Raw genomic sequence first — 6,080 nt, 5'->3', positions numbered from 1 at the left:
GGGCCTTTCCGCCCAGCGCGGAACCATCGCCCCCGGCATGGCCGCCGACCTCGTCCTGCTGGACGACCAGCGCAACGTCATCCGGACCTGGATCGACGGGCAGGGCTAGGTCGGGATCGGCAGGGCCGTCGTGAACTTGATCTGCTCCATCGCGAAGCTGGACGACACGTCGGTCAGCGGCGCGGTGGCGATCAGCCGCTTGTAGAACCGGTCGTAGGCGGCGATGTCCTTGACCACCACCTTCAGCAGGTAGTCGACCTCGCCGGCCATCCGGTAGAACTCGACCACCTCGGGCAGGGCGCCCGCGCCCTTGGCGAAGGTTTCCAGCCAGCCCTCGTCGTGGCGGCCGGTCTTGACCGCCACGAACACCGTCAGCGGCAGGTCGAGGGCCTCGCGGTCGAGCAGGGCGACGCGGGCGGTGATGACGCCGGTGTCCTGCAGGCGCTTGAGGCGTTTCCAGCACGGGGTCTGCGACAGGCCCACCCGCTCGGCCAGCTCGGCGATCGAGACGGTGGCGTCCTCCTGGAGGATGGCGAGCAGGCGGCGGTCGATGGAATCGAGATCGATCATCTCGCTTCTTCGCATATCGGAGATGGGAATTCTCCCAGCCTGCGCCGAGCCGCCAAGATCGACAATGTCTTTCTCGCCAAGGCGGCGCATCCTCGCAGACCTCGATCGAGGAGGGACCCGCGATGCTCGAGCTCTTCACCCGTCACCCCAAACAGGTCGGCGAGACCTATGGCGAGCATTTCGCCATGGCCTGGAGCTTTGGCCTGCCGATGGTGGCCGCGGGCCTGGCCTGCCTGGTCCACGGGATCCTGCCCTTCGCGTTCGAGCGCACCGGCAGCAATTGCGTGAAGACGCTGCACGCCCGCATGAAGGGCCGCGGCGCCCCGACGCCGACGCCGGCGCCGATCAGCTTCCAGGCCTTCGACGCCGCCATCTGAACCGACGATCCTTCGGTTCGAAGCCGCCCAAACCGGCGTTTCGTCCGTGAAGGGCGCATTTTCGCCCCCCCGCCGAATATCCGTCGTCTTTGCGCCCTGCCCCCTTGGCGGGTCGCCGATCCCCGGCCATGGTCCCCCGGCAGTCGGGAGGACAAGCATGAGTTTCTGGACGCGCCGCAAGGCGATCGACACGGCGCACGCCGGCCATGACGGCCCGGCGCTGAAGAAGACCCTGAGTTGGCCGCACCTGGTGGCCCTGGGGGTCGGCGCCATCGTCGGCACCGGCATCTACACCCTGACCGGCGTCGGCGCGGGCCTGGCCGGTCCCGGCGTGATCCTGTCCTTCCTGATCGCCGGCGCGGTCTGCGCCTGCGCGGCGCTGTGCTACGCCGAACTGTCGACGATGATCCCGGCCTCGGGCAGCGCCTACACCTACAGCTACGTCGCCATGGGCGAGCCGGTGGCCTGGGTGATCGGCTGGAGCCTGATCCTCGAATACACCCTGGTCTGCGCCGCCGTGGCGGTGGGCTGGTCGGCCCACGCCCAGGGGCTGTTCAAGATGATCGGCACGCCCGACTTCCTGCTGGCCGGCCCGCACGCCGGCGGCCTCGTCAACCTGCCGGCCGTAATCATCTCGATGGCCGTGGCCGGCCTGCTGGCGCTCGGCACCCGCGAGAGCGCCACGGTCAACATGGTGCTGGTGGTGATCAAGATCGCCGCCCTGGCCGTGTTCGTCGCCCTCTGCCTGCCGGCCTTCGACGCCAGCCACTTCACGCCCTTCATGCCCAAGGGTTTCGCGGCCAATGCAGGCCCCGACGGGGTCAAGGTCGGCGTCATGGCCGCCGCCAGCCTGATCTTCTTCGCCTTCTACGGCTTCGACGCGGTGTCGACCGCCGCCGAGGAGACCAAGAACCCCAAGCGCGACCTGACCATCGGCATCGTCGGCTCGATGGCCGCCTGCACGGCGATCTACATGATCGTCGCCGCCGTCTCGATCGGCGCCTCGCGCACCGAGGTGTTCTCGGCCAGCGAAGCGCCGCTGGTCTTCATCCTGGAAACCCTCAAGCACCCGAAGATCGCCGCCGGCGTCGCCCTGGCCGCCGTCATCGCCCTGCCGACCGTGATCCTGGCCTTCATGTACGGCCAGAGCCGCATCTTCTTCGTCATGGCCCGCGACGGCCTGCTGCCCCGCGCCCTGTCGCGGGTGAACGCCAAGACCGGCACCCCGGTGCTGATGACCCTGCTGACCGGCGTGCTGGCGGCGGTGCTGTCGGGTCTCTTGCCGCTGAAGGAGATCGCCGAGCTGGCCAACGCCGGCACCCTGGCCGCCTTCATCGCCGTCGGCGCCTCGGTGATCGTGCTGCGCCTGCGCGAGCCTGGCCGCCAGCGGGTGTTCTCGACCCCGGCCTGGCCGGTGGTGACCGGCGGCGCGATCCTGGGCTGCCTCTATCTGTTCGCCAGCCTCCCGGCCAAGACGCAGCACTACTTCCTCTACGCCCAGTTGATCGGGCTCGCGATCTACTTCCTTTATGGCGTGCGACGCAGTGTCCTGGCGCAAGGTTCGCCCCCTACGAAGTAACGTGGGCGCGGGGCGGGCCGGAGGGGTTTCGATGACCAATCTCGACCGCGTCCAGCGCATCTGGCCTACCGCGCTCGTGCTGGGCGCGGCCCTGCTGGTCACCGCGTGCGGGGGCGGTGGCGGCGGAGGCGGCCCCTCCACGGGCGTGACCACGCCTCCACCGCCTCCACCGCCTCCTCCTCCTCCGCCTCCGCCGCCACCGCCCCCGAGCGTCTCGAGCACGGAGTACCAGCGCAGCTGGGGCCTGGCGGCCATCCACGCCAACGTCGCCTATGACGCCGGCTATACCGGGTCCGGCGTGACGGTCGCGGTCGTCGACACCGGCGTCGACCCGTCACAGCCGGACCTGGCGGGCCGCCTTTCGGCGGCCTCCACCGACATCGTCGCCGGACGCAACACCCCGTTCGACACCAGCCGCCACGGCACCCGCTCGGCCGGGATCATCGCCTCCAACTTCAACGGCGCGGGCACGATCGGCGTGGCCTACGGCTCGACCATCCTGTCCATCCGCGCCGACACCGCCTCGACCAATCCCAACTGCGAAGACTGCATCTTCGGCTCGACCAACCTGGCGCGCGCCATCGACTACGCCGTCGCCAACGGGGCCAAGGTGATCAACCTGTCGCTGGGCGGCGAGACCCAGTTGGGCCCGACCTTCGAGGCGGCCCTGGCCCGCGCCACGGCGGCGGGCGTCGTCGTCGCCGCGGCCTCCGGCAACGAAGGCCTGGCCGATCCCGGCTGGCCGGCCCGCTACGCCGTCGATCCGCGCTATGCCGGCTCGGTGCTGGCCGTGGGATCGGTCTCCCGCGCCGGGACGATGTCCAGCTTCTCCAACCGCGCCGGCGTCGCCGCCGAGGGCTATATCGTGGCCCCCGGCGAGGACGTGATCACCGACTGCGACGGCGCGAGCTGCTGGCGGATCTCGGGCACCTCGTTCGCCGCCCCGCATGTCTCCGGCGCCCTGGCCCTGCTGCTGCAGGCCTTCCCCAACATCTCCGGCCGCGACGCGGTGTCGATCCTGCTGCGCACCGCCGCCGACCTTGGGACCACCGGCACGGACTCCACCTACGGCCGCGGCTCGCTGGACCTGACCCGGGCCTTCCAGCCGGTGGGGACCAGCAGCCTGGCGACCGGCGACGGCGCGGCGGTGGTCCTCGACGACGGCCCGGCCCCGGGCGCCAACCTGGCCGGCTCGTTCGGCAACGCCCTGGCCCGCACCACCGCCCTGACCACCGTGCTGACCGACGACTATCACCGTCGCTTCGTGGTCGACCTGGCCGGAACCGTGCCGTCGGCCTCGCGCCGGGGCGTCGGCGACCTGCCGCCAGCCGCCGCCTCCAGCTCGGTCGTGCTGGGCGGACCTGCCCTGGCCGGCGCGCAACTGGCCTTCAGCGCCGAGGCGCCCCTCTTCGAGGACATGCCCAGCGCCAGCCCGCCCGACCTGTTGCTGGTGCCCCAGCCCATGCGTTCGGCGCGAATGCAGGCGGCGTTCGGGCGCTTCAGCTTCTCGACCTGGAAAGGCGAGGGCGGCGCGCCCGCCCCGGCCGGCCCCGAGGGCCGCGACGCCTTCCGCATGGTCGCCCGCCCCGACCAGACCGTGCAGGCCGCCGTGCGCCTGGGCCGCTTCGCCTTCAGCGCCGAGCAGGGCGAGGCCGAGCGCCGCCTGCCCCTCCAGACCAACGCGATCAAGGCCTCGCGCTATGTCGCGGCCACCGGCCAGACCGCCGTCGGCGGCGGGGTGCTGAGCCTCACGGCCGGCACGCTGGACGAGCCGCTGGGCCCGCTGGGCTCGTTCCTGGCCCCGGGCTCGACCTTCGCCCTGCCCTCGACCACCCGCTTCACGGCGGCGGCCTTCGACATCTCGCCGCGCCCCGGCGTCAGCCTGCGGGCCGAGGCCTCGATGGGCCGCATGGACGCCCAGGGCGGCCTGCTGGCCCTGGACGGCGCGGTCAGCGGCGCCTGGCGGCTGGCGGCGGCGGCCGACTGCGGCCTGATTGGCTGGTCCTGCGCCCAGCTGACCTTCGAGGTCAGCCAGCCCCTGCGCATCGAGGCCGGCGCCTTCACCACCACCCTGGCCGACGCCCCGCTGTCCTACGAGGACCCGCTGACCTATTCGACGCGGCGGTTCAGCGCCTCGCCGGACGGGCGCGAGATCGACCTGCGGCTGGGCCTGGAGAAGGCCCTGGGCGGCGAGCGACGCCTGACGGTGCGCGGCGGGGTGGCGCTGCAGCCCGGCCACGACGCCTCGGCCGATCCGGAGCTCAACCTGTCGGCCACCTATCGCGCCCGCTTCTGACGGGCCTTCCATTCCGCCGCGCGCCGGCTAAAGTCGGCGAATAAAACGATCGTTTGACGCGACGGAACAACAGGAAGGAACCGCCATGGCCCTCGACCGCGAGACCCGCGACCAGCTGCTCGACATGGTCGCCCGCTTCGTGGCCGAACGCCTGCGGCCGATCGAGGCCCAGGTGGCCGAGAACGACGCCGTGCCCGACGCCGTGATCGCCGAGATGCGCGACCTGGGGCTCTTTGGCCTGTCGATCCCCGAGGCGTACGGCGGCCTTGGCCTGTCGATGGAGGACGAGGCGCTGACAGCCATCGAGCTGGGCCGGGCCTCGCCGGCCTTCCGCTCGGTGTTCGGCACCAATGTCGGCATCGGCAGCCAGGGCCTGGTGATGTTCGGAACCGAGGCCCAGAAGGCCAAATGGCTGCCGGGCATCGCCTCGGGCGAGACCGTCACCTCCTTCGCCCTGACCGAGCCGGAGGCCGGCTCCGACAGCGCCTCGGTGCAGACGCGGGCGGTGCGCGACGGCGACGACTATGTGCTGACCGGCTCCAAGCGCTTCATCACCAACGCCGGCAAGGCCTCGCTGTTCACGGTGATGGCCCGCACCGATCCCGACGCGAAGGGCGGCTCGGGCGTCTCGGCCTTCCTGGTCCCCGCCGGACTGCCTGGCCTGCATGTGGGCAAGGCCGAGAAGAAGATGGGCCAGCAGGGCGCCCACATCCACGACGTCACATTCGACGGCGTGCGCGTGCCGGCCGAGAACCGCCTGGGCGCCGAGGGCGAGGGCTTCAAGGTGGCCATGCAGGTGCTCGACCGCGGCCGCCTGCACATCGCCGCCGTCTGCGTGGGCGTGGCCGAGCGGCTGATCGCCGACTGCGTGGCCTATGCGTCCGAGCGCAAGCAGTTCGGCCAGCCGATCGCCAGCTTCCAGCTGATCCAGGCGATGCTCGCCGACAGCAAGACCGAAGCCCTGGCCGCCCGCGCCCTGGTGCTGGAAACCGCCCGCAAGCGCGACGCCGGCGAAAGCGTGACCCTGGAGGCGGCGGCCGCCAAGCTGTTCGCCTCGGAAATGGTCGGCCGCGTCGCCGACCGGGCAGTGCAGATCTTCGGCGGGGCCGGCTATGTCGCCGACTACGGCATCGAGCGGCTGTATCGCGATGTCCGTATTTTCCGGATTTACGAGGGCACCAGCCAGATCCAGCAACTCGTCATCGCCCGGGAAACACTTCGTCGCGGCGGATAGCCGCAAGCATAAGCCGGTAGAGTG

At 71.2% G+C, this 6,080-nt stretch carries 5 protein-coding genes; 4 read left to right on the top strand and 1 reads right to left on the bottom strand.

Going from position 1 to position 6,080, the window contains the following annotated elements; all coding sequences use genetic code 11:
* Positions 1-105: 105 nt before the first annotated feature.
* Complete coding sequence (locus tag SGCZBJ_RS25205) at positions 106-570, bottom strand: Lrp/AsnC family transcriptional regulator (protein ID WP_476695741.1); 465 nt, start codon at positions 568-570, stop codon at positions 106-108.
* Positions 571-692: 122 nt separating this feature from the next.
* Between SGCZBJ_RS25205 and SGCZBJ_RS25200 the strand changes: the two genes are divergently transcribed.
* From SGCZBJ_RS25200 to SGCZBJ_RS25185, 4 genes are all read left to right on the top strand, one after another.
* A complete protein-coding gene (locus tag SGCZBJ_RS25200; RefSeq protein ID WP_101720641.1) occupies positions 693-947 on the top strand; it encodes a DUF6356 family protein in 255 nt (84 codons plus the stop codon).
* Positions 948-1,104: 157 nt separating this feature from the next.
* Entirely contained in the window at positions 1,105-2,526 is a 1,422-nt protein-coding gene (locus SGCZBJ_RS25195) for an amino acid permease (protein ID WP_101720640.1), read from the top strand.
* 31 nt (positions 2,527-2,557) lie between these two features.
* Positions 2,558-4,822, top strand: coding sequence for a S8 family peptidase (locus tag SGCZBJ_RS25190; protein ID WP_101720639.1), 2,265 nt, complete (start codon positions 2,558-2,560; stop codon positions 4,820-4,822).
* Positions 4,823-4,907: 85 nt separating this feature from the next.
* The gene (locus tag SGCZBJ_RS25185) at positions 4,908-6,056 is read left to right on the top strand and encodes an acyl-CoA dehydrogenase family protein (protein WP_101720638.1); all 1,149 of its coding nucleotides are present in this window, start codon (positions 4,908-4,910) and stop codon (positions 6,054-6,056) included.
* Positions 6,057-6,080: the final 24 nt, after the last annotated feature.

Origin of the sequence: Caulobacter zeae, assembly GCF_002858925.1 — a bacterium.
Taxonomy (GTDB): Bacteria; Pseudomonadota; Alphaproteobacteria; order Caulobacterales; family Caulobacteraceae; genus Caulobacter; species Caulobacter zeae.
The sequence above is the reverse complement of the archived record's forward strand: the minus strand, read 5'-3'. Positions and strand labels throughout refer to the sequence as shown.

What these genes read in the sequence shown, in the direction of transcription:
- SGCZBJ_RS25205 (WP_476695741.1), bottom strand. Translation starts at nt 570, where the DNA reads ATGATCGATCTCGATTCCATCGACCGCCGCCTGCTCGCCATCCTCCAG.
- SGCZBJ_RS25200 (WP_101720641.1), top strand. Translation starts at nt 693, where the DNA reads ATGCTCGAGCTCTTCACCCGTCACCCCAAACAGGTCGGCGAGACCTAT.
- SGCZBJ_RS25195 (WP_101720640.1), top strand. Translation starts at nt 1,105, where the DNA reads ATGAGTTTCTGGACGCGCCGCAAGGCGATCGACACGGCGCACGCCGGC.
- SGCZBJ_RS25190 (WP_101720639.1), top strand. Translation starts at nt 2,558, where the DNA reads ATGACCAATCTCGACCGCGTCCAGCGCATCTGGCCTACCGCGCTCGTG.
- SGCZBJ_RS25185 (WP_101720638.1), top strand. Translation starts at nt 4,908, where the DNA reads ATGGCCCTCGACCGCGAGACCCGCGACCAGCTGCTCGACATGGTCGCC.